At 74.4% G+C, this 21,057-nt stretch carries 17 protein-coding genes; 9 read left to right on the forward strand and 8 right to left on the reverse strand.

From position 1 onward, the window contains the following. The first annotated feature begins 83 nt into the window (after positions 1 to 83). The 5 genes from lhgO (at position 84) to N0B34_RS12790 (ending at position 5,689) form a co-directional block, all read left to right on the forward strand. Positions 84 to 1,280, forward strand: a complete 1,197-nt coding sequence (gene lhgO / locus N0B34_RS12770) for an L-2-hydroxyglutarate oxidase (RefSeq protein WP_263731776.1) — start codon at positions 84 to 86, stop codon at positions 1,278 to 1,280. A 130-nt stretch (positions 1,281 to 1,410) separates the two neighbouring features. Continuing rightward, positions 1,411 to 2,112, forward strand: coding sequence for a hypothetical protein (locus N0B34_RS12775; RefSeq protein WP_263731777.1), 702 nt, complete (start codon positions 1,411 to 1,413; stop codon positions 2,110 to 2,112). 103 nt (positions 2,113 to 2,215) lie between these two features. Next, positions 2,216 to 3,490: an MFS transporter gene (locus N0B34_RS12780; RefSeq protein ID WP_263731778.1), complete on the forward strand. Its 1,275-nt coding sequence runs from the start codon at positions 2,216 to 2,218 to the stop codon at positions 3,488 to 3,490. Then, positions 3,487 to 4,512 carry a hypothetical protein gene (locus N0B34_RS12785; RefSeq protein WP_263731779.1) on the forward strand — a complete coding sequence of 342 codons (1,026 nt, stop codon included), beginning with the start codon at positions 3,487 to 3,489 and terminating at the stop codon, positions 4,510 to 4,512. Before N0B34_RS12780 ends, N0B34_RS12785 begins: the two co-directional genes overlap by 4 nt. Before the next feature lie 151 nt (positions 4,513 to 4,663). After that, complete coding sequence (locus N0B34_RS12790) at positions 4,664 to 5,689, forward strand: hypothetical protein (protein WP_263731780.1); 1,026 nt, start codon at positions 4,664 to 4,666, stop codon at positions 5,687 to 5,689. Here the strand turns inward: N0B34_RS12790 and N0B34_RS12795 are convergent. Next, positions 5,652 to 7,013 carry a glycosyltransferase family 4 protein gene (locus tag N0B34_RS12795; protein ID WP_263731781.1) on the reverse strand — a complete coding sequence of 454 codons (1,362 nt, stop codon included), beginning with the start codon at positions 7,011 to 7,013 and terminating at the stop codon, positions 5,652 to 5,654. The two genes, N0B34_RS12790 and N0B34_RS12795, sit on opposite strands and share 38 nt — an antisense overlap. Positions 7,014 to 7,108: 95 nt before the next feature. Then, complete coding sequence (locus tag N0B34_RS12800) at positions 7,109 to 8,296, reverse strand: glycosyltransferase family 4 protein (RefSeq protein WP_263731782.1); 1,188 nt, start codon at positions 8,294 to 8,296, stop codon at positions 7,109 to 7,111. Positions 8,297 to 8,420: 124 nt separating this feature from the next. Between N0B34_RS12800 and N0B34_RS12805 the strand changes: the two genes are divergently transcribed. Continuing rightward, positions 8,421 to 9,167, forward strand: coding sequence for a polysaccharide deacetylase family protein (locus N0B34_RS12805; RefSeq protein ID WP_263731783.1), 747 nt, complete (start codon positions 8,421 to 8,423; stop codon positions 9,165 to 9,167). 6 nt (positions 9,168 to 9,173) lie between these two features. Here the strand turns inward: N0B34_RS12805 and N0B34_RS12810 are convergent, their stop codons facing one another. From N0B34_RS12810 to N0B34_RS12820, 3 genes are all read right to left on the reverse strand, one after another. Beyond that, the gene (locus tag N0B34_RS12810; RefSeq protein WP_263731784.1) at positions 9,174 to 10,937 is read right to left on the reverse strand and encodes a hypothetical protein; all 1,764 of its coding nucleotides are present in this window, start codon (positions 10,935 to 10,937) and stop codon (positions 9,174 to 9,176) included. A 375-nt stretch (positions 10,938 to 11,312) separates the two neighbouring features. Next, positions 11,313 to 12,866 (reverse strand): DUF4082 domain-containing protein, encoded by a 1,554-nt coding sequence (locus tag N0B34_RS12815; protein WP_263731785.1) that lies wholly within the window; start codon positions 12,864 to 12,866, stop codon positions 11,313 to 11,315. Between the two features lie 145 nt (positions 12,867 to 13,011). After that, entirely contained in the window at positions 13,012 to 13,677 is a 666-nt protein-coding gene (locus N0B34_RS12820) for a hypothetical protein (protein WP_263731786.1), read from the reverse strand. Positions 13,678 to 13,785: 108 nt separating this feature from the next. Between N0B34_RS12820 and N0B34_RS12825 the strand changes: the two genes are divergently transcribed. From N0B34_RS12825 to N0B34_RS12835, 3 genes are all read left to right on the forward strand, one after another. Next, positions 13,786 to 14,520 carry a hypothetical protein gene (locus tag N0B34_RS12825; RefSeq protein ID WP_263731787.1) on the forward strand — a complete coding sequence of 245 codons (735 nt, stop codon included), beginning with the start codon at positions 13,786 to 13,788 and terminating at the stop codon, positions 14,518 to 14,520. Then, entirely contained in the window at positions 14,495 to 15,904 is a 1,410-nt protein-coding gene (locus N0B34_RS12830; RefSeq protein WP_263731788.1) for an O-antigen ligase family protein, read from the forward strand. Before N0B34_RS12825 ends, N0B34_RS12830 begins: the two co-directional genes overlap by 26 nt. 85 nt (positions 15,905 to 15,989) lie before the next feature. Beyond that, the gene (locus tag N0B34_RS12835) at positions 15,990 to 17,033 is read left to right on the forward strand and encodes a glycosyltransferase (RefSeq protein WP_263731789.1); all 1,044 of its coding nucleotides are present in this window, start codon (positions 15,990 to 15,992) and stop codon (positions 17,031 to 17,033) included. 54 nt (positions 17,034 to 17,087) lie between these two features. Here the strand turns inward: N0B34_RS12835 and N0B34_RS12840 are convergent, their stop codons facing one another. Genes N0B34_RS12840 through N0B34_RS12850 form a run of 3 tightly spaced genes read right to left on the reverse strand, consistent with a single transcriptional unit; the run spans position 17,088 to position 20,994 of the window. Next, entirely contained in the window at positions 17,088 to 18,218 is a 1,131-nt protein-coding gene (locus N0B34_RS12840; protein ID WP_263731790.1) for a glycosyltransferase family 2 protein, read from the reverse strand. After that, the gene (locus tag N0B34_RS12845; protein WP_263731791.1) at positions 18,215 to 19,780 is read right to left on the reverse strand and encodes a lipopolysaccharide biosynthesis protein; all 1,566 of its coding nucleotides are present in this window, start codon (positions 19,778 to 19,780) and stop codon (positions 18,215 to 18,217) included. The genes N0B34_RS12840 and N0B34_RS12845 overlap by 4 nt, the downstream gene beginning before the upstream one ends. Next, positions 19,777 to 20,994, reverse strand: coding sequence for a glycosyltransferase family 4 protein (locus N0B34_RS12850; protein WP_263731792.1), 1,218 nt, complete (start codon positions 20,992 to 20,994; stop codon positions 19,777 to 19,779). Before N0B34_RS12850 ends, N0B34_RS12845 begins: the two co-directional genes overlap by 4 nt. Between the last annotated feature and the right edge of the window lie 63 nt (positions 20,995 to 21,057).

The raw sequence follows: 21,057 nt of genomic DNA on the forward strand, positions 1-21,057 counted from the left end.
CCGGGCCCCCGCCGCCGGTCCCGGGCCGTGGAATCCTGCCGTCGACACCGGCATCCGAACGGTGCACCGAGGAGATGGACGAGATGGCACACGTGGTCGTGGTCGGTGCGGGGATCGTCGGCCTGGCGACCGCGGCACGGCTGGCTGCGGACGGCCACCGGGTGACCGTGCTGGACAAGGAGCGGCGGGTCGCCACCCACCAGACCGGCCGGAACTCGGGCGTCATCCACTCCGGCCTCTACTACGCCCCGGGCAGCCTCAAGGCGACGATGGCCGTCGCCGGGTCCCGCAGCATGGTCGACTTCGCCACCCGGCACCAGGTGGACGTCCGCGTGACCGGCAAGCTCGTGGTCGCGTCGACGGACGACGAGGTCGACGGGCTGCACCGGCTCGCAGAACGAGGGGCTGCGAACGGCGTCGCCGCACGGCTGGTCACCGCAGCCCAGGCGCGCGAGCTCGAGCCGCACGTGGCGTGCGTCGAGGCCCTGCGGGTCGAGCCGACGGGGATCGTCGACTACGTCGGGGTCTGCCGGGCGCTCGCCGACGAGGTGCGCGCCGCAGGCGGGCAGGTGCTCCTCGGCGCCGGGCTGCTCGCGGCGCAGGAGGACACGTCCGGGGTGCGCGTCCGCGCCGCTCACGGTGACGGCTCGGGTCGCCTGGACCTGCAGGCGGACGGGTTGGTGTCCTGCGCCGGGCTGCAGGCGGACCGCGTGGCGCGGGCGTGCGAGGTGGACCCCTCGGCACGCATCGTGCCCTTCCGGGGCGAGTACTTCTCCCTCGCGCCGCGTGCCGCCGCGCTGGTCCAGGGCCTGATCTACCCCGTCCCGGACCCCCGTTTCCCCTTCCTCGGCGTCCACCTGACGCGCGGGGTGGACGGCGGCGTGCACGCGGGGCCCAACGCGGTGCTCGCCCTCGCCCGGGAGGGCTACACGTGGCGGGACGTGGTGCCGGGCGACCTCGCGGACGCGTTGTCCTGGCCGGGCACGTGGCGGATGGCGGTGCACAACGTCGTCCCGGGCGCCCGTGAGGTGGTGCGGTCGCTGTCGAGATCGGCGTTCGCGGCGAGCCTCGTGCGCCTGGTGCCGGGCATCCGGGAGGACGACCTCGTCCCGGCTCCCGCCGGTGTCCGCGCGCAGGCGGTCGAGCGGGACGGGACGCTGGCCGACGACTTCGTCATCCAGCGCACCGCTCGGCAGGTGCACGTCCTCAACGCACCGTCACCGGCCGCCACCGCCGCGCTCGAGATCGCCCGGCACATCGCCGGGGAGCTCCCGCTCTGACGCTTCGCACCCGGGTGAAACCCCGGGGACGGCCCTCCCGGCGGACGCTCCCGTCCTAGGGTTGACCTGTCCCGAATGTCCGTTTGGGGCAGGTATGCCACCACGTCGGTGGTAGCGGAGGCGCGTGATCATGGGTCGTCCAGCGAGACCGTCAGCAGCTCGCACCCTGGCGTGGTGCACGCTGGTCGGGGCGTTGCTCGGGCTGACGGGATGCACGGCCACGCACCAGGCGGCGGATGCCGGCACGCCTGGCGCCGCCCACGCAACGGGCGGCGGCGCGGCGACCGGCATACCCGGGACGTCCGGCGGCACCGGGGACGGCGCAGCGGTCTCGTCGTCCGGGGCGCGCGGCAGCACGCCGTCGCCGTCGGCCGCACCGGGTCGGGAGCAGGCTCCGGGGCCGGCGGCCCCTCCCGTCGTCACGCTGCCCGGTCTGCAGGCGGCGCCGACGGCCCCGGCAGCCGCACCTCTGCTCACGGGCGCCGCCCCGGCGACCGCCGAGCGCAACGGTGCCGTCGTCGCGGGCTTCCCCGTGAAGGTGGTCCCCGTGCCGAAGGGCGTGACGGTCGTCTCGAGCTCCGTCTCCAGCGAGGGCGCCCGGGTGCAGGTCGGTATGCAGGCCTCGAGCTCGGCGTCCCCGGCCGCGGTGCTCGGCGCGTACGACGAGGCGTTCGGCGCGACCGGCTTCACCCCCACCACCAGCCCCGCCCTGCCCGGGACGTCGGCGCACCTCTACCAGCACGGCACGGACGGCGTCGTCGTCACCGTCAAGGCACGCCTCGGTGGCGGGACCGAGATCGCGCTCGCCGGCAGCCTGACCACGGCGGGCTGACGCAGTGCGGAGCACCTCGTCCGCCGAGACGGTGGCCACGGGCGGCGCCTCCTCCGCCACTGCCCTCAGGCGGACCGGCTCGTCCCGCGCCTCGTCACGACCCGTGCGGGTCTCGTCGGTCGTCGTCGCACTCGGGTTCGTCAGCCTGCTGACGGACATCTCGTCGGAGGCCGTCTCCGCGGTGCTGCCGCTGTTCATCACCAGCGCGCTCGGCATGTCCACGCTGACCTACGGGTTCGTCGACGGCCTCATGCAGGGCGCCACCGCCCTGGTGCGCGTGGTCGGTGGCTGGGCGTCCGACCGCGGCGACCACCCGAAGTGGGTCGCCTTCATCGGCTACGGCGTCTCGGCGCTGACCAGGGCGGGTCTGCTGCTCGCGTCCGGCTTCCTGGCGATCACCGCGCTCGTCGCGGTGGACCGCGTCGGCAAGGGCATGCGGACGGCGCCGCGGGACGCGATGATCGCCGCCTCGTCGGACCCGCGCACGCTCGGCCGGTCGTTCGGGGTGCACCGCACGTTCGACACCATCGGCGCCGCGCTCGGCCCCCTCGCCGCGTTCGTGGTGCTGTGGGCGATCCCCGACGGGTACCGGACGGTGTTCGTCATCTCGTTCGGGTGCGCCCTCCTCGGGCTGGCGGTCCTGGGCCTGATGGTGCCGGACCTGCGCCCACGTCGCGCCGCCTGGCTCGAGCGGCACCGTGCGCGCGAGGAGCGTGGGCTGCCCAAGTGCAAGGGCTGCACCTGCGACCTGACCGCGCTGGCGCCGAGCGGCAAGCAGTCGTTCAGCTGGCGGTTCCTCACCGAGCCGGGCGTGCGGCGGCTCATGGGCGTGGCCGCACTGCTTGCCCTCCTCACGGTCGGCGACGGCTTCGTGTACCTCTCGCTGCAGACGCGGGACGGTTTCGCCTCGCAGTGGTTCCCGCTGCTGTACGTGGGCACCAACGCGGCGTACATGTGCCTCGCCACGCCGATGGGCCGCCTGGCCGACCGCATCGGGCGGGCGAAGGTGTTCGTGGCCTCGCACGTCGCGCTGCTCGCCGCCTACCTGTGCGCCGCGGTGGTCGGCGGCGGCACGGCGTCGACGGTCGCGACGCTGGCGCTGCTCGGCCTGTTCTACGCCGGCACCGACGGGGTGCTGTCGGCACTGGCGGGCCGGCTGGCCGGTCCCGCGGTGCGCGGTTCCGCGATCGGCACGGCGCAGGGCGTGGTGGCCGGTTCCCGGATGTGCGCCTCGTGGGCGTTCGGCCTCGCCTGGTTCACGCTGGGCCGCAGCCCCGCGATGCTCCTGGTCGCCGGCCTGCTCGCGGTGGCCGTCCCCGTCGCCTGGCGGACGCTCCGGCCGCTCGACGCCCGTCTGCGGACGCAGGCAGCCGCATGAGCCGGCCCGCACCGCGGCTGGTCGTGCTGGTCGCCGTGGTGCTCGTCGTGACGCTGGGTGTGGGCTGGTACGTCGTCCGGGCCGCCGCGAGCCACCGGGCCCTGGTGTCCTCCGCCCCGTCGGTCGCCAGCACCGACCTCGGCTCCGCCACCACGGTGCCGCACGTCGTGTTCCGGTCCACCCTGCCGGGGACGCACTACGGGGAGGTGGCGGTGGTGCCGCTGACCGACCCGGCCGGCCCCCGGGCGTTCACCGACGTGGCGTGCGACCAGCTCGATACCGTCGGCACCACCACGGTGTGCCTGCGTGTGCTGCGGGACGTGGTCACCCGCTACGAGTCCGCCGTGCTCGACTCCTCGTGGCGCCCCACCGTCACGTGGCCGCTGCCCGGCGTCCCCAGCCGTTCCCGGATCTCGCCGGACGGCGGCCTGGTCGCGACCACCGCCTTCATCACGGAGCAGGCCTGCTCCAAGGCCGGCTCGTCGACCGAGACGCGGATCCACCGCGCCGACGGCACCGACCTGGGCAACCTCGAGGAGTGGGCGTTCACCGTCGACGGCAAGCCCTACACCGCGACGGACCGCAACTTCTGGGGCGTGTCGTTCGTCGACGACGAGACCTTCTACGTCACCGCCGCCTCGCAGTCCGCGAACGCCACCTGGCTGGTGCGGGGGACGGTCTCGGCCCGGACGCTGACCGCCGTCCGGACCGGTGGCGAGTACCCCGCGGTCTCCCCCGACGGCACCCGGGTGGCGTACAAGAAGCTCCTGCGCACCGAAGCCGGCCAGAAGGTGTGGGCGTTCGCCGTCCTCACGCTCGGCACAGGGACCGAGACGGTGTACAACGCCACCGCGGGGACGGACGACCAGGCCAAGTGGCTCGACGACACGACGATCCTGTACGGGCTGGCCCGTGCGGACGAGCCCGGCACCACCGACGTATGGTCCCTCGACGTCGGCACGCTGGCGGCCCGGCCGACCCTCTTCATCCCCGGGGCGTGGTCCCCGGCGGTGGTCCGCTGACGGCCCTCCGGATCACCCGGCAGGACACCGCTGGGGCACTGGGCGCGCGGGTCTCGGTACCCCACACTGGGCGTCAGCCGGCGCCGCCGGGACACCGCTCCCGCGTCCGCAGCGCCCGTGGCAGCCGCCGAGGACCGAGGAGTGACCGCCCGTGAGACGACCGACGCCGCGGCTCGTGGCCCTGGTGGCCGTGGTGCTGGTGGTCACCGTCGGGGTCGGCTGGTACGTGGCCCGGGCGGCAGGCAGCCAGCGGCAGCAGATGACGTCCGCTCCCTCGGTGGCGAGCACCGACCTCGCCTCGGCCCTGGCCACGCCGCACGTCGTCTTCCGCTCCACTCTTCCGGGGCCGCAGTACGGGCAGGTCGCGGTGGTCCCGCTGGCGGACCCCGCCGGACCGCGCGCCTTCGCGGACGCCGCCTGCGACCGGCTCTACACCGTCGGCACCACCACGTCGTGCCTGCGGATCGTCCGGGGTGTCGCCACGCGCTACGAGACCGACGTGCTCGACTCGTCGTGGCGCACAACCGCCACGTGGCCGCTGCCCGGCATCCCGAGCCGGTCGCGGATCTCCCCCGACGGCAGCCTGATCGCGACCACCGCGTTCGTCACCGGGCACTCGTACGCCCAGGTCGGCTTCTCCACCGAGACCAGGATCCACAAGGCCGACGGCACCGACCTCGGCAGCCTGGAGGACTACGCGCTCACCGTGGACGGGAAGCCCTTCACGGCGTCCGACCGCAACTTCTGGGGCGTGTCGTTCGTGGACGACGACACCTTCTACGCGACGGGTGCGTCGCAGTCGGCCAACGCCACCTGGCTGCTGAAGGGCAGCGTGTCCGCCCGGACGCTGACCGCGTTCCGCAGCGGCGGCGAGTGCCCGTCGATCTCCCCGGACCGGACGCACCTGGCCTACAAGAAGGTGGTCCGCACCGACGCCGGGCAGAAGGTGTGGGCCTACGCGGTGCTCACGCTGGCCACCGGGACCGAGCAGCTCTACGACGTGACGGCCGGCTGCGACGACCAGATCGAGTGGCTCGACGACACGACGATCCTCTACGGCATGGCACGGGCGGACGAGCCCGGCACCACCGACGTCTGGTCGCTGGACATCTCGACGCCGGGTGCGAAGCCGAAGGTGTTCATCCCCGGGGCGTGGTCGCCGGCAGTGGTGCGCTGACCTGGCCGTCCGGCGCGGCAGGGGCACCGCCGCGCGCCCGGACGAACTCCTCGAGCCGGTCGAGGGCGACCGCGTCGGCCGGTACCTGCGGGGACGGGTCGACGAACGGGCCCGGGCCGGACCGGTGCCCGGTCAGGGAGTCGTACGTGTGCACGTACGCCGTCGCCTGCGGCGACCAGTCGAGCTCCGCGACCACCCGGTCGCGGGCGCGCAGCGAGAGGTCGACGCGCAGGTCGGGGTCGTCCAGCAGCCGCTCGACGGCGTCGGCGAACGCCGACACGTCACCGGACGGGACGTAGAGGGCCGTGTCCTGCGCCGAGACACGCGTCTCCACCAGGTCGAAGCTGACCGGCGGGACGGCGAACGCCATGTACTCCATCGTCTTGTTCATCGTGGAGCGGTTGTTCAGCGGCGTGTTGCGGTCGGGGCACAGGCCCACGCTGGCGGCCGACAGGTAGGCGGCGATCTTGTCGGGACCGACGCGGCCGGTGAACTCGACGACGTCGTCCAGCCCCAGCTGGTGGCTCAGCGCACGCAGGTCGGCCAGGCAGTCGCCGAACCCGAGCAGCGCCGCGCGCACGTCCGTGCGGCCACGCCGGTGCACCAGCTCGTCCATCACGCGCAGCACCAGGTCGACGTCGTCCTGCGGACCCATGATGCCGAGGTAGACCAGCAGGTGGCCGCCGCGGGCGAGGTGCTCGGTGCCGTGCACGGGTCGCATCACCCGCGTGTCGGGACCGGAGCGGACCACCGTCGTGCGGTCCTTCGGCACCCCGCCCCGGGTCAGCGCGACGTGGCGGTAGGACTCGTTGGTGGACACCACGCGGTCGGCCGCCCGGAAGGTGCGCCGCTCCAACCACCGCAGCCCGGCGAGCTCCGTGCGGGCCTTCGCACCGGTCGGCTCGCCGAAGCGGGACACGAACAGCTCGGGGTTGAGGTCGTGGTGGTCGAAGAGGAACCGCACGCCGCGCAGCCGCCAGAGCCGGGCGAGCAGCCAGTAGGTGTCCGGCGGGTTGCACGCCTGGATCACGTCGAAGCCGCGCTCCCGCCGCACGGTCAGGGAGAGCGCCGCCGTCCGCAGCCAGGAGTAGACGAACTCGACGACGAAGCCGAGCAGGCCCTTCGCCTCGGGCGCGGGCCGGTACTTGTAGATCGCGACGCCGTCGATCGTCTGCCGCGCGGGGTCGCCAGGACCGCGCGGGCAGATCACCGAGACCTGGTACCCCGCCCTGGTCAGCGCACGGCACTCGAGCCAGACGCGGCGGTCGAGGGGCACCGGCAGGTTCTGCACGATGATCAGGACCTTCGTGCGCGGGACGGCCATGACGGCGGCACCTCCGGGTCGACGGTGGACCGTGTGCGGTCGCTCTCGGCACGGTATCGCCGGACAGATCGGGCGCAAACCGGATCAAACGGATGTCACCCGGCTGCGGGCGCACCTTCACCCGGACGGACGCGCAGGCTCTCCTCCGCGGCAGCGACCACCTCGGAGGCCGCACGCTCCCAGCTGAAGTGCCGCCGGCGCCGATCGGCCGCCGCGGCGCACGCCGCGTACAGGGCGTCGTCCGCGAGAGCGTCCGCGACCAGCGCGGCGAGCTCACCTGGGTCCTCCGAGCGGACCAGCCGCCCGCCGTCGTCGTGCCCGATGATCTCCGGCATCGCGCAGGCGTCCCGGCCGATGCACGGCAGCCCGCGCGTGAGCGCCTCGACGAACGCGATGCCGAAGCCCTCCATCCGCGACGGCATGACGAACAGGTCGTGCGTGTCCATCAGCTGTCCGACCTGCGCACCGGGGACCCGGCCGAGGAACGTCACGCCGTCCGGCACGGGTGAGCGCAGCGGCCACTGCGCCGGGCCGGCCACCGTCAGCGTGACGTCAGGCCCGAGCCCGCGGCGCAGCAGCTGATGGGCCGCCACGACCTGCGCCCCACCCTTGGTGTCGAAGTCCCGGCCGACGAAGAGCAGCCGGCGCGCGGTGCCGACCCGCCGGGGCGGTACGGGGGTGCCCACGGGCACCGCCGCGTTGGCGCCGGGGTTGACCACCCGGACCCGGTCGGTCGGCACGCCCTGGCCCCGCAGGTGCGCCGCGAGCCACTCGCTCATCGGCAGCAGCAGCGCCGCCTGGGCGTAGACACGGTCCTGCGCCCGGCGCAGCCGATCGATCCGCCGCCTGCCGAGAGCGCGGAAGTGCGGCACGCCGTCCGGGCCGTACGCGTCCAGCAGCAGCCCGTAGCTGAGGTCCTGCAGCACCGCGAACGGGATCGACGTCACGCCGAGGTCCTGGATCTGGAGCACCAGGTCGGGATGCTGTCGGCCCGCCGCCGTGCGCAGCTGCCGCCGGATCGCCACGCGGCTCAGCGCACCGTGCCGCCAGGTGGACGTCCAGCCGTGCGGCGTGCGCCGGGCCCCGAGGACGCGCGCCACCTGACGCAGCGCCGGTGACAGCTCGAGGGGCAGGTCCTGCACGTCCGCCACCTGCTGCAGAGCCGCCCGCAGGTGCCACGGCGTGCCGGACCAGCTCTGCTCCGGCGGCCGGGTCCAGTGGCAGGCGAAGCCGATGCGGACCGACGACCGGGGCCGCTCCGCTCCTGTCCCGTCCTCCGCCACGGCGGCTCCCTTCGCGCAGCGCCAGGGTAGAGGACGGTCCGCCGCTGGTCCGCGCCGGCCCGGTGCGAAGATGCACGTCGGACCGCCGGTTGGGCGGGTCCGGACCGACGGAGGAGACCGCACCATGAGCCCTCGCGCGCTGCCCGGACCCCTGGCCGCCCTGGGCCCGCGGGGGCGTCGGGCGCTGCGACGGACGGCCGACACCGTGCTGCGTCCGTTCGGATCCGTCAACGGCGGGCGCGACGCCCAGCAGGTCGCGGTCACCTTCGACGACGGACCGGACGCCACCGTGACCCCCCGGCTGCTCGCCGTGCTGGCCCGGCACGGCGTCCGCTGCACCTTCTTCCTGCTGGTCGACCAGGCCGAGCGCCACCCCGAGCTGGTCCGCGCCGTGCGCGACGCCGGCCACGAGATCGCGCTGCACGGCATCGACCACCGGCCGCTGCCGCGGATGGGCCACGGCGGTGCTCTGCGTTACCTGCGCGATGCACGACGCCGGCTCGAGGCGGTGTCCGGCACCACGGTGCGCTGGTACCGGCCTCCGTACGGGCTGCAGTCACCGGCGAGCTGGGCCGCCGCCCGGCGGGCCGGGCTCGACGTGGTCGTCTGGTCCGCCGATGCGGCCGACTGGGAGGACGATCCCGCCGACGTCGTCCTGGCGCGCGCCGCGGCCGGCCTGACGCCGGGCGGCGTGCTGCTGCTGCACGAGCGGCTGGAGCCGGGACCCGACGGCGAGCCCGTGCACACCCGGTTCGACAGAGCCGCGCTCGTCGACCTCCTGCTGACGGAGGCCGACGAGCGCGGCGTGACTGCTGTGACGGTCGGCGAGCTCAGCCGCGGAGGGCCGAGACGGACCGCCTGGTTCCGCTGACCGGCGTCAGGGGTTCACCACCGTGCCGTTGACCAGGGTGTTGCCGTACCAGGTCACCGGGACGTTCACGTTGTCCGGCCCGTACCCGGAGTCGCCGAACACGTTGTTCCGCACGGTGATGTTGCCGACGTAGTACGTGCCGTTGGCACCGTCGACGACGTACAGCGTGAACCCGCCGCCCGCGAGGTAGTTGTTCTCGACCAGGACCGGTCCAGCGGTGCTGGGCCCCAGATCAGGGGCCAGGAACAGGGCCGAGTTCGCACCGTTGGTCGACGTCATGTCGATCGTGTTGTGCCGCACGACCAGGTTGGTCACACCGGACTGCATCTGGCCGCCGTCGGAGTGGGCACCGGCCGCCGGCGTCAGGTCGTGGATCCAGCTGTCCTGCAGCGTGGTGCTCGAGCCGAGCTTGACCCCGTCGCCGGTGTCGCCGTGGATGTTCAGGCGCAGGCCCGTCCAGTGGTCGTAGCCGATGGCGTTCTCGAAGCCGTAGATCTCGCTGTCCTGCACCGTGACGCTGCCGGACAGGACCCGGACGCCGTCGCCGGAGCCGGAGCCGTGGATGCGGCTGTTCTGGATGACGACGTTGGGCGCGTCCACCGTCACGCCGCCGGTGATGTCGAGGTTGCTGATCACCTGACCGGCCGTGGTGGCGTGGATGGAGCCCGACGGCGTGAGCACGGTCCCGGCCGGGACGCCGGTGTTGGCGGCGCCCGGCATCGCGGTCGACGTGCTCACCGGGGTGCTGGTCGCCGTCGGCGAGGGGCTCGCGGTCGGCGTGGCCGTGGCGGTCGGCGTGGGCGTGGCGGTCGCGGTCGGCGACGGGCTGGCCGTCGCGGTCGGCGTCGGCGTGGCGGTGGCCGTGGCCGTCGGCGTGGCGGTCGCCGTCGGCGTCGCCGTGACGGTCGGCGTCGCGGTCGCCGTCGGCGTGGCCGTCGAGGTGGTGGACGGGGTCAGCGCCACCGCCGCGTACGACCAGCTCGAGCTGGCCGGAGCGCTGGTGCCGACCACCAGGGAGCCCGTCGTCGACGGCGTGGTCCTCTGGAACCAGTAGGTGTCACCGACGGACGCGAGGTACTGCGCGGTGAGTGCCTCGTTCGCGAGGGCCGTCCGCTGCGCGGCGGCGTTCCAGTCGTTCCCGACCGCCAGCACCAGCGCACCTGCGGGAGCGTTCACCGTGGTCGCGGCGGCGCCGGACCGGGCCGACGTCCCGGCCGAGGCCGTCACGGTCCCGCCGGAGACGGCGTACAGGGAGGCGGCGCCGAGGTAGCCGGTCTGCGCCAGCTTGGCCGACGGCGCGCACGAGGTCAGGGCCGTCGGGGCGGCCGCCGACCACACCTCGGAGGTGCCCTGCGTGCCGTTCGCCCGTCGGACGAGCGACCACGTCAGGCCGCAGCCGGAGACGGAGGAGACCGACTGGGTGCTGGCGCTCGGCCCGTCGGCCGCCACCAGCAGCACCAGCTGCGACGCCGCCGACGGCGACACGGCCGCCGCGGTGATCGCGGACGACGGGCTGGTGGTCGTGCGAGCGCTGGTCGCCAGCACGCTCATCGTGGTGCTGGACGCGACGGCCGTGGTGGTGGACGACGCCGCGGCCAGCTGGGCTCCGCCGACCGTGCCGACGCCGACGACGGCGAGCGCGGTGGCTGCGGCGACCTGTGCGACGGCGCGGGTGGGTGCCGAGGTGAGGCGGTGGGCGGCAGGGGTCCGCCGGATGGCCCGGGCCGTGCGACGGTGCACGGCTCGGGTGGCGTTGCGAAGTGAGTACATGGGGAGGAGCTGTCCTTCGGTCGTGACGTCGAGGTCGGTCGACGTCGCTGGCACCGCGCGACACGGTCGGGTGGGTTCACCCGTTCGTGTCACTGTAAGGAAGCCAATTCACCCCTTTGGTCCAACGCATCCGTGATCTATCTGTGATATGGGGCGAAGGACGTTCACGACGTAACCGGACAGACCGTCCGCGCAAATGTGTCGCAGATCACACTGTGGTTGGCCCAAATTCGCCACCGTCGCGAACAAATACCTGGTACGGACCGTCCCGTCGCTGGATTCACCCCGGCACCCGGCCTCCGACCGCGACCAAGGTCCCCTGCACGCAGCAGACCTGCAGGTCACCGAGACGCAGCAGCCTCCCTCGCACCCGCCTCAGAGGCTGAGCGGCCGCCCCGCGGCGTCGACGTTCCCGGTGAAGGTGACGGGGACGGTGATCCGGAACTCACCGAAGCCGGAGTTCGCCCCGAAGTGGTTGTCGCTGATGGTGATGTTCCGGACCACGTAGCGGCCGTTGGCACCGTCGAGGCAGAACAGCGCGTAGCCGCCGTAGTCCAGCCAGTTCCCGGTCACCGTGACCGGCCCGTCGGTGCTCGGACCGAGGTCCGGCGCGAGGAAGATCGCGGAGTTCGCAGGGTCACCGGGCTCGATGGTGTTGCCCGCCACCAGCAGGTTGCTCACACCGTCCTGCATCTGCGCGCCGTCGGCGTGGGCGCCGGGCGCCGGCGTCAGGTCGTGGATCCAGCTGGCCCGCAGCGTGACGCGGCTGCCGAGCTTGACGCCGTCACCCGTCACCGAGTGGATGTTCACGCGCTGCGCCGTCCAGTCGTCGCCCGCGATGGCGTTCTCGAAGCCCGAGATCTCGGTGTCCACGATGGTGACGCTGCCGGACTGCACCAGCACCCCGTTGGTGTCCGTACCGGTGATCCGCGACGCCCGTATGACCACGCCGGGCGCCTGGATCACCACGCCGCCGTGGATGTCCAACCCGCTGAGCACCTGGTTCGGCGTCGTGACCGTCAACCCGTCGGCCGGGGAGAGCACGGTCCCGGCGGGCACACCGGTGTTGCCGGCGCCGGGCTTGGCGGAGGCGGGCGGCGGCGGTGCCGCGGGTGCGGCAGCCGCGGGTGGCGCCTTCGCCGGGGGTGCCGCCGGGCGGGGGCTGGGACGGGGCGTCGGCGCCGGCGTGCTCGGCGCCGCGGTCGGCGTCGGCGTCGTGACGGGGCTGACCGACGGCGTCGGCGAGTCGGCCGGTGAGACCTCGGACGGCGTCGTCGTGGGTGCCGAGGCCGCCAGGACCTGCGGGCTCGCACCGGGATCGCCACGGAAGACGACGTCCACCCAGTACTGCGACTGGCGCCAGCTCTGCGTCGGGAACACGTCGTCGCCGCCGTAGCCGTAGACGCCCGACGCGCCGGGGTCGACCTGCAGCAGCGGCGACCGGGAGCCGCCCTGGAACCCCTGGGTCACGGGGTAGCGGCCGGAGGTCACGTGGTAGGAGACGACGTACGCCGTGCCGGCGCTCAGGCGCACCGGGTGGGCCAGCATGACAGTCTGCCAACCCGCTGCGCGCGCCGGCCCGAACCGCGCACCGACCACGAGCTGGCCGGTGGCGTCCCACAGCGCTGCGTCGGGCCCGGTCGACGCCGCTCCGGCGCTCCAGTAGCGCAGCCCGACGACGAGACCCGGGACCGTCGGACGGAACGCGGTCCCGAGGTTCACCGCTAGCGGGTCGGTGGCGACCTGCACACCGGGTGGCGGCGCATCACCCCACATCGACTCGGCCGCCGCGGGCGCGGGTCGGTCGGCGACGAGCAGGGCCGCGGCCAGAACCACCGCCACGACGGCCACGGCACCGCGTCGCAGCCACCGCCGCGCGCGGGCGCCCGCGACGAACCGTCGCGGCAGGTCGCGGGGCGGCAGCGTCACCGGCCGACCTCCGTCGCAGTGCAGCACGGGACCTGGACCCCGTCGCCGGACGTCCCGGCGTCACCCAGTGCACCATCCGACGCATCCGGGCGGAACCCCCACGATCCCGACATCCCGGATCATGGACCGACCGGCGGCCGGTCGGTCAGCGGGTGGGCAGGTCGGTCTCGGCGGTGCGGCGCGGTCGCGGCGCACCCGTGGCCCGCCGCAGCCGCCACCACGTACCCAGCGCGACGGCGCCCGCCACCACCGTCGCAGCGAGGGCTCGCGTGCGACTCCCCTTCTGGAGGGTGTACACGGGGTCGGCGGGGCTCAGCCGCACGCGCACCCGCTGGTCTGCCGGGACCGACTCGCGGTCCTGGATCTTCGTCAGCTCCGAGCCCACGCGGGCCAGCCCGAGGCCGAGCTGCGTCGCCGCGACCTCCTGGGTCGGGCCCACGGCCTGCACGTCGACCACCGGGTCCTGGAAGGAGGTCTCCCACTGACCGCCGAGGCTGGGCTGACGGACGCTGTAGCCCAGCCGCACACCCTGGCTGGCCAGCGTGACGTCCGAGTCCACCGTCTGCGGCCCCTCGAACCCCTCGACCCCGCGGGCGACGACCCCCGCCAGGCTGATCAGGGAGGTCGTGGTCTCCGCGAGGGCGTTGGGCAGCGCGTGGTCCGGCGGCAGGAGGACGACGCGGACCTCTCCGACCACCGTGGCGGACGGCTGCTCCCAGGCGTTCCACGCCGCCGCACCGGTCCCGAGCAGCACGATCGTCGCCGCGACGGGTGACCGCGCAGCACGGATCAGCGTCCGGTGCAGGCTCACGGCATCTCCACCAATTCACCTCGTCACGATCCGGCGCCCAGTTCGTCGGATGAGAGCATTGTGACAACGTCCGAGCCCACCGGACCGTCGCGACGAGGAGCATCCCGGATGGAGTTCAGCGAGATCCTCGCCCAGCTCCGCCGACGCTGGTGGCTGGTCCTGCTGGGGCTCCTCGCCACCGGGGCCATGGCCTACGGCACCACGCTCGCCGTCGCGGTGCAGTACACCGCGCAGTCGTCGCTGGTGCTGATCCCCCCGCAGACCACGACGGACACCCCCGCCAACCCCTTCCTCGGCATCGGCGGCCTGAACCCGGCGGCCGACGTCCTGGTCCGTGCGCTCAACAGCGGCACGTTCCACGACCAGCACGCACCCGCCGGCGGGTCGTCGAAGTACACCGTCGCGCGCGACACCGACGCGAGCGGCCCCCTCCTCGTGGTCGACGCGTCGGCCGCGACCCCGCAGGCTGCGATGGACCTGCTCGACGCCGTGGTGCGGGAAGCCCCCGTCCGGTTGGCCCAGCTCCAGAAGGACGTCGGCGTGCAGGACTCGCTCGCGATCCGGATCACCGAGGTCGCCCGGGTCGCCGCGCCGACGCGGGACACGAAGAGCCAGACGCGTGCGATGGTCGCCGTCGCCGTCGTCGGGCTGGCCGGGACTGTGCTCGTCGTACGGGTCGTCGACACGCTGCTCGGTCGTCGCGCACGGCGGCCGCGCCGTCGCCCTGGCACCGCGCCCGCGCCGCGACCGGCCGTCCCCGACCAGGCCAAGCCGACCCACGAGACCGTGCCCCACGAGACCGTGCCGACCGACTCGCATGAACCGCACGGCGCGCGGCGCTGACCTCTCGACGCCGTTCGAGCCCACGCCGGACGTGGTCGACCTCGGCGCCCGCCGCCCGGACGCCGCGAGCCTCCTCCGGCTGTGGGCGGTGCTGCTGCTCGTGCTGCCCGCCAAGCTGGTGCTCGCGCCACTGGGCTCCGCGGGCAGCCCGGCGCAGGTGCTCGGGATGGCCGGTGCCTTCTGGTGGGCAGCGAGCCACTTCCTCGCCCGCCTGCCGCAGGTCCGCACCCGGCGGCCCGTCCAGCTCGCGATGGGGGTGTTCTGGTTCGCGACCTTGGTGTCGTACATCGTCGCCGTGACGCGACCGATCGAGGGGGTCGAGCTCAGCGCCGCCGACCGCGGCATGCTCGTCGTGCTGTCGTGGGCGGGGATCCTGCTGGTCGCCGGTGACGGAATCACCACCAGGGAGCGGCTGGACGACGTGCTCCGGGTGGTCGTCGCCGGTACTGCGGTCGGTGCGCTGGTGGGCCTGCTCCAGTTCACCACCGGCACGGCCTTCGTCGACCGGATCGTCATCCCCGGCCTCACCCAGAACAGCGCCGTGACCGGGGTGTTCGCGCGGAACGGCTTCTCCCGCGCGGCCGGGACCTCGACGCACCCGATCGAGTTCGGCGTGCTCCTGACGATGGTGCTCCCGCTCGCCCTGCACCTGGCCCTGAACGACCGGCGGCGCGGACCGCTCCGCCGCTGGTTCCCCGTCGTCGCCATCGGGGCCGCGATCCCCGTCACCCTGTCGCGCTCCGCGATCCTGGGGCTGGCCCTCGTCCTGGTCGTGGTGCTGCCGACGTGGCCCAAGGAGCGGCGCCGCTGGGCCTACGTGGCCCTGGTCGCCGGCTTCGGTGCCGTGTACGTGGCCGTGCCGGGCCTGCTCGGCACCATGACCCGGCTGTTCACCGGCATCTCCTCGGACAACAGCGCCCTGTCCCGGGTGGACTCCTACGGGATCGCGCTGCACTACGTGGGCCTCGACCCGCTGTTCGGGCGCGGCTTCGGCACCTTCCTGCCGCGGTACCACATCCTCGACAACCAGTACCTCGGCACGGTCGTCGAGACCGGGCTGGTGGGCCTGGCCACGTTCCTGGCCCTGCTGGTCACCGCGGCCGTGGTCGCCGTGCGGATGGGCCGACGCCTCCCCTCGGTGGCCGACCGCAGCCTGGCTGTCAGCCTCGTGGCAGGCCTGGCCTCGGCCGCCGCGGCCGCCGCGACGTTCGACGCCCTGGGCTTCCCGCAGGTCGCCGGCTGCCTCTTCCTGTTCCTCGGTCTCGTGGCGGCCCTGTCGCGCCTGACCGCGCGCGCCGGCGCGGACCCGGATCCGGCGGCGGCCGCCGCACCCCGGCCGGACGCGGGTGATCTTCCGGGACCCCTCCCGGCAGGCCTGACCTGAGTGGCTACTGTGGCCGCGTGCCCCGCCGAGCCGACGCAGCCCGCGCCCGTCCGGCGAGCCGCCGGGACGTCGTCACCGGTGCGCCGTGAGCGGTCTGCGTGACCGCCTCGCCGACTCGGCGCGGCTGGCGACCGCGGGCGTCCGGCACCTGCGGCCACGCCAGCTGCCCCAGCTCCGGGTGGGCCGGCCCGTCGGACCGCCGACCGCGTACTACCTGACCCCGCACCTCGACAGCCCCAGCGGCGGCGTCCGGGTGCTGTACCGGCACGTCGACACGCTCAACGCCATGGGCATCCCCGCGGCCGTGCTGCACGCGCGGGAGGGGTTCCGGTGCACCTGGTTCGACAACGACACGCGGATCGTCTACCCGCGCGACCTCGTGCTGTCACCGCAGGACGTCCTCGTCGTGCCCGAGTACTACGGCATCGGCCTGCACGCCCTCCCGGCCGACGTGCGCGTGGTGGTGTTCAACCAGAACGCCTACCGCACGTACGACGAGCTGCCGCCGACCGCGGGACCAGGTGCGCCGTACGCCGGTCTGCCGTCGCTGATCGGGCTGATGACCGTGTCGGAGGACAACCGGCGCTTCCTGGAGCTCGCGTTCCCGCAGCTGCCGGTGCACCTGTGCCGGCCCGTGGTGGATGGCGCGGTGTTCCACCCCGGGCCGGACGGTCCTCGGGAGCCGGTGCTCGGCTACGTCCGTGCCCACCGGCGTCGTGAGGCGCAGCTGCTCGAGCACGTGATGGCCAGCCGCAGGACGGGTTGGACCACGGTGGCCGCTTCCGGCCTGAGCGAACGGGCGATCGCGGACCTGATGCGCCGCTGCTCGGTGTTCGTCAGCTTCTCCGAGCTCGAGGGGTTCGGCCTGCCGCCGGCGGAGGCGATGGCCAGCGGGTGCTACGTGGTGGGCTACACCGGCGGCGGTGGCGACGAGTTCTTCGACCCGCAGCTGTGCCGGCCCGTCACCGGCACGCTCGAGCTGGTCGAGGCGACGCTCGCCGCGACCGAGCTGCCTGAGGCGGAGCGACGCCGGCTCGGTCGGCAGGCGTCCCACGCGATCCTCGCCCGGTACTCCGACGAGGGGCTGCGCGAGGACCTGGGCGCGGCCTTCCGGACGATCCTGGGCTGACCTCGGCGTCACCACGGCGGCGGGCGCACGGTGCGCGCCCGGCGGACGGACCGGTCAGCGCGTGCCGCCGTACACGCCGTGCCGGTGCCACCGCCGGACGGCACGCTCGGCCTCCACGCGCGACGCCGCCGAGGCGAGCACGGCCGCCGGACGCCGGGGCGACCAGCCACCCGGCGCCTGCAGCCGGCGCTGGAGCCGCGCCCAGGCAGGCTGCCCCACGACCTCGGGCCACGCGCGGAGCGCGACGGAGGCCAGTCCCTGGGTCACCGAGTCCGACGCGCGGCCCCGGTCCAGGCGGTGCGAGGCGATCTCGAGGGCGCGCAGGGCGACGGCGCGCAGGGCGGTGCTGCGGAGCACGGAGGCGCCCGGGACCTCCCTGACGACGCCGGCGAACAGCACCTCGAACGCCTCGAGACGCTGCTCGAGGTCCTTGACGTCGTCGACCTGCCGCGCGGACAGGCTGTCCGCGTGCTCGCGGTGCAGCGCCTGGTCGCAGCCCCGCACGTACGCGACGTCGGCGAACGCCGCGATCCGGAACCACATCTCCATGTCGTGCGTGTGCGCGAGCGGCTGCTGGCCACCCACGCGCTCGACCACCGACATGCGCATCACCACCTCGGGCGAGGTGATCACGTTGGTGCCGTCGGCGCAGCGGTCCGCGAGCCACTGGGTGCCCGGCCACACCGTCCACCCGCTGGCCCGGTCCCGGCCGCGCCGCAGCGGCGGCGGGTCGCCGTGGAAGTGCACGGGGTGCCCGTACACCAGGCCGACGTCGGGCAACGCCTCTGCGACGGCCACCGCGCGCGCCAGCGAACCCGGCGTGAGCAGGTCGTCGGCGTCCAGGCGGACCAGGTAGTCGCCGCGTGCGGCGGCCAGACCGTCGTTGAACGTCTCGACCGGCCCCCGGTTGGACCCGTGCGCGATCACCTGCACCCGCGGGTCGGCGGCGGCCAGCGAGCGCGCCACCTCGAGGCTGTCGTCCGTGGACGCGTCGTCGACCACCACCACGCTGACGTCGACCCCCGGCTGGGTCAGCACGCTGCCGACCGCCGCGCGCAGGAACCGGCCGTAGTTGAAGCACGGGACGACGACGGCAACGTGCGGACGCGTGCGCAGCGCCACCGGCACGATGTGCCGCACCCGCCCCGAGCGGGTGCGCGCCAGCGTGCTGCGGTCGGCGGTCATGGCGCCAGCCCGGTCGTACCGAGAGCCGCGCCGGCCACCGTGCGGCCCGGCGTGACCGGGCCCGCCTCGGCGGGCGACGCCGGCTCGGGCCCCGCTCCTGGCTCGACCTCCGCGCTGCCACGGCGCAGGCCCGCCACGGCACCGCGGAACCAGCGGAGGGTCAGTGCCGCGTACACCGCGCCACCCACGACGCAACCGACCACCAGGGACACCGCGGGCATCGACACCAGGTGGGCGAGGCCGCCTGCCGCGACGCCGGCGAGCGCCGACGTCGACGCGGGACGGACGAGCGCGCGGCCGAGGGGCCGCCACGGCACGCCGGCGCCGCGCAGCGCCCAGACGTAGGCGGGCAGCACGACGACGAGGGCGACCACGAGGTGCGCCCAACCGGCTCCGGCGATGCCCCAACCGCGTGCACCGACCACCACGCCGACCACCAGGGCGACGAACCACACCACCTGCACCAGCAGCACCGCGCGGGACCGGCCCCTCGCCAGCAGGTACGACGCGAACAGGTCGAACAGCACCCGCATCGCCCCGAAGAGTCCCAGCGCCGCCAGCACGGGCACCGACGGCCGCCACACGTCGCCGTAGACCACGCGCACCACGGGGGTCGCCAGGGCGGCCAGCAGCACCCCGGCCGGCAGCGCCGCCGCGGCGGCCAGCCCGGCGGCCGGCGAGAGGTCGTCGCCCGCCGACCGGCCCTGGTCGGTGCGGGCGCGGCCCTGCACCGCGAACGCCGGCAGCGCGACCGAGCGCACCACCTGCCCGATCGCGGACATCGGCCAGTTCGAGATGTTGAACGCGAGCACGTAGAACCCGAGCGCGGTGGAGCCGAGCAGCCGGGCGACCGCGACGTTGTCCACGTTGAGGAGTGCCCAGGACAGCAGGTTGGCCCCCGCGACCGGCAGGCCGAACAGCAGCGTCGGCCGCAGCACCGCACGGTCGAGCCCGAACCGCGGGCGCGTGCGAGTCAGCGCGAACTGCAGCACCAGCGTCACCAGCTGCGCCGCCACGCGGCCGACCGCCAGCGCCATCGCGCCCCAGCCGGCGGCGAGCAGCCCGAGCGTGACGGCGGTGCCGACGACGAAGTCGACGACGGCGATGGCGAAGATCTTCTTCTGCTCGAAGGCCCGCTGCAGCGCGGCGTACGGCACCACCCCGGCCCCTGCGAGGAGGAGCGTGGTGGACAGCACCGCGACCACGGGCGCCGACTGGGGGCTGCCCATCGCGGTCGCCACGAGCGGGGCCGTCGCCACCATGCCGGCGGTCAGCACACCACCGGCGACCAGCGAGAGCAGACCGACCGTCGGCGCGAGCCGCTCGGGCTCGTGGGAGCGGATCAGGTCCGCGCTGAGCCCCAGGTCGGCGAGGGTCACCAGCACCGCCTGGACGGTCAGCGCGACGGCGTACACGCCGAACTCCGACGGCCCGAGCACCCGGGCCAGCACGATGCCGACCAGGAACCCGCCGACCCGCAGCGTGACGGTGCTCAGCGCGCTCCACGCCAACCCGCGGCGCACGCGAGTCCCGAGGGCTCCGGACGGTGCGGTGCCGGTCATGCGACCACCTGCGCGGCCGCGCCGGCGGTCTCCTCGGCGGCATGCCGCTGCCCCAGCCCGTCGCGGGCGAGCGCGAGCTTCAGGCGCGCGACCCGGGCGGCGGTGGCGACGACGTCCGCGACGCGTCGGGTGGTCGTCGGCCGCTCGTCGACCGCACGCTCGTAGAGGTCCACCAGCCAGCGGCTCGCACGCTCGAGGCTGAACCGCTCCTGGACCAGGGCCCGACCCACCGCTCCGAGCCGTGCCCTCAGCGCCTCGTCCTCGAGCAGCGGCAGGAGGGCGTCCAGCAGGTCGGACCGGCCGCGGCCGCCGACCCCCCACCAGCCCTGGGCGAGGAACTCGTCGACCGTCGTCGGGTCCATCCGCCGCCAGAAGCCCTCCGCACCCTGGACCACCAGGGGCTTGCCGAAGGCCATGCCCTTGAGCGCCGAGCTGCCCATGCCGAGGACCACATCCGCGGCGGCGTACGCGTCCCGAGGGTCCAGCAGCGGGCCGGTGACCACGACCACGCGGCGGCCCCGGCGGTCGTTGACCTCCTCGGCCGCCTGCCGGACCGCCGTGAGCCCGGGACCACCGCCGGCGACGACCAGGCGCACCCCCCGGTCCGCCAGCTGGTCGACGACCGCGATGGCGTCGAGCACCCCGGGCAGCTTGCCGAGGTCGTCCACCAGCCTGCCGACCACCGCCAGCACCACGTCGTCGGGCTGCAGGCCCAGCGCGGCGCGCGCCTGCGCCTCACCCCCCGGCGCGTTGCTGCGCGTGTCGATCGGCGGCTCCATCAGCAGCGTCGGGCCGCGACGTCCCGCGGAGCCGGCGACGAGGTCGGCGGTCCCGACGACCAGCGGCACCTCGCGGGGCACGACGTCGGGCACCGACATCGACAGCACCGTCACCACCAGCGGCACGCCCGTCACCAGGTGCGGACCCAGCGCCGCGTCGACCGCGGGGCCCCACTCGTACGCGTGGACGACGTCGATGGCGCGGTCCCGGACGAGCCTGCGCAGCGCGGCGATGCCGGCGCGGGTGGGCCACGCGTTCTCGCGCGGCGCGACGACGTGCTCGAGGCCGGACGCCAGCACGCGCTCGACGAGCACGCCGGGCGGTCCGTACACGACCACCTCGTGACCGAGGTCGCGGACCGCAGCCGCGAGCTCGATGGCGTTGAGCTGGCTGCCGCCGATCTCCATCATCGCGGGGCAGACGAGAACCCTCATCGGGGCCTGGCGTCCGTCCGCAGCCACGGGCCGCCGGGCTCGGCTGCGCGCCCCCGGCTGCTC

The organism is Cellulomonas sp. SG140 (assembly GCF_025770785.1).
Lineage (GTDB): Bacteria > Actinomycetota > Actinomycetes > Actinomycetales > Cellulomonadaceae > Cellulomonas.

Bases quoted from the DNA above. Each gene is read 5' to 3' on its own strand.
- lhgO (WP_263731776.1), top strand. From the start codon at position 84: ATGGCACACGTGGTCGTGGTCGGTGCGGGGATCGTCGGCCTGGCGACC.
- N0B34_RS12775 (WP_263731777.1), top strand. From the start codon at position 1,411: ATGGGTCGTCCAGCGAGACCGTCAGCAGCTCGCACCCTGGCGTGGTGC.
- N0B34_RS12785 (WP_263731779.1), top strand. From the start codon at position 3,487: ATGAGCCGGCCCGCACCGCGGCTGGTCGTGCTGGTCGCCGTGGTGCTC.
- N0B34_RS12795 (WP_263731781.1), bottom strand. From the start codon at position 7,013: ATGGCCGTCCCGCGCACGAAGGTCCTGATCATCGTGCAGAACCTGCCG.
- N0B34_RS12805 (WP_263731783.1), top strand. From the start codon at position 8,421: ATGAGCCCTCGCGCGCTGCCCGGACCCCTGGCCGCCCTGGGCCCGCGG.
- N0B34_RS12810 (WP_263731784.1), bottom strand. From the start codon at position 10,937: ATGTACTCACTTCGCAACGCCACCCGAGCCGTGCACCGTCGCACGGCC.
- N0B34_RS12825 (WP_263731787.1), top strand. From the start codon at position 13,786: ATGGAGTTCAGCGAGATCCTCGCCCAGCTCCGCCGACGCTGGTGGCTG.
- N0B34_RS12830 (WP_263731788.1), top strand. From the start codon at position 14,495: ATGAACCGCACGGCGCGCGGCGCTGACCTCTCGACGCCGTTCGAGCCC.
- N0B34_RS12840 (WP_263731790.1), bottom strand. From the start codon at position 18,218: ATGACCGCCGACCGCAGCACGCTGGCGCGCACCCGCTCGGGGCGGGTG.
- N0B34_RS12845 (WP_263731791.1), bottom strand. From the start codon at position 19,780: ATGACCGGCACCGCACCGTCCGGAGCCCTCGGGACTCGCGTGCGCCGC.
- N0B34_RS12850 (WP_263731792.1), bottom strand. From the start codon at position 20,994: ATGAGGGTTCTCGTCTGCCCCGCGATGATGGAGATCGGCGGCAGCCAG.